We start from the raw sequence: 1361 nt of genomic DNA, 5'->3' as shown, positions 1-1361 counted from the left end.
GTGTCTGGTTTCAATACATCGTTGACAGCTGTGTCGGGACATCCTTGACTCTGGTGGCGGCCCCGGTGTTAGTAGGGCATTTGATGTGTCGGGACATCGTTGACTGCGGGGATGATGGGTTATGTCGTCCTTGGATCAGAATCGTGTCATTGTTCTTGCTGTGCTTGAGATGGGGTTGTCTCCCAGTGAAGCCGCTCGTCGTTTCAATGTCAGCCGGCAATGGGTGCATGTGCTGATGGGGCGCTATCGGGAGTTTGGTGAGGCGGGGCTGGAACCCAGATCTCGCCGCCCTAGCAGTCATCCTGGTGCTACCTCCGAGGACGTGCGAGCCAGAATCACAGCCCTGCGAGCCGAGCTGGTCGCCGCGGGTCTGGATGCTGGTGCCGAATCCATCTCTGACCGTCTGCGACGTGAGGGTGTGAGTCCGCCGGCGGTTTCCACGATTTGGCGGATCCTGCGCAGCGCAGCGATGGTCGTGCCACAACCACAGAAACGCCCTCGTTCCTCGTGGCACCGCTTTGAAGCGGCCCAGCCCAACCAAACCTGGCAGTCCGATTTCACCCACTGGACCCTGGCTGGCGGCACGGATATTGAGGTCATATCCTGGCTCGATGACTGCTCCCGCTACCTGCTCCATATCAGCGCTCACCCCCGCGTTACGGGGATTACAGTGACCACGACGTTCACCAGCACTGCGCAAACGCAAGGTTACCCGGCCTCAACCCTGACAGACAACGGGATGGTCTACACGACCCGATTCGCGCACGGGAAAGGGGGCCCGAACGCTTTCGAGTACCTCGTGAAGAAATTGGGAATCATCCAGAAAAACGGCTCGCCGTATCATCCGCAGACTCAAGGGAAAATTGAGCGTTTCCACCAGACCCTCAAGAAATGGCTAGCACTCCAACCACCCGCAGGCAGCTGCCGCGAACTAGATGAACAGCTGGCACGGTTTCAACACATCTACAACCAGGAACGCCCCCACAGGGCGCTGGACCGCAAGACCCCGGCAGAGGTGTACACCTCACTACCCAAAGCCGCACCGGCACAGCCCTCAGAGCGCCATTGGCGAGTCCGCTACGACAAGATCGACAGCACCGGCACAGTCAGCCTGCGCTATGAAGGGGCCATGCGGCACCTGGCCATCGGCCGAGCTCACAAGGGAAAACACGTCATAGTCCTCATCGCCGGACCCGAAGTAATGATCGCCAATGCAGAAACCGGCGTGCTCCTGGCAGAACACACCATCGACCCCAGCAAAAGCTACCAACCCAAAAAATAACAAAAGCCCCCTCCCGAAGGAGAGAGCTTCTGTCAACAATGTCTCGCTACATCAGTCAACGATGTCGCGACACATCACA

At 58.6% G+C, this 1361-nt stretch carries 1 protein-coding gene; it reads left to right on the top strand.

What is annotated here, in order from left to right; translation table 11 throughout:
- The first annotated feature begins 130 nt into the window (after window positions 1–130).
- Window positions 131–1282, top strand: a complete 1152-nt coding sequence (locus CXQ93_RS20115) for an IS481 family transposase (RefSeq protein ID WP_104112168.1) — start codon at window positions 131–133, stop codon at window positions 1280–1282.
- The last annotated feature ends 79 nt before the right edge of the window (window positions 1283–1361 follow it).

The sequence above is a fragment of the Arthrobacter sp. N199823 genome (genome assembly GCF_002929705.1).
Taxonomy (GTDB): Bacteria; Actinomycetota; Actinomycetes; order Actinomycetales; family Micrococcaceae; genus Specibacter.
This window is presented reverse-complemented; position numbering and strand designations above follow the sequence as displayed.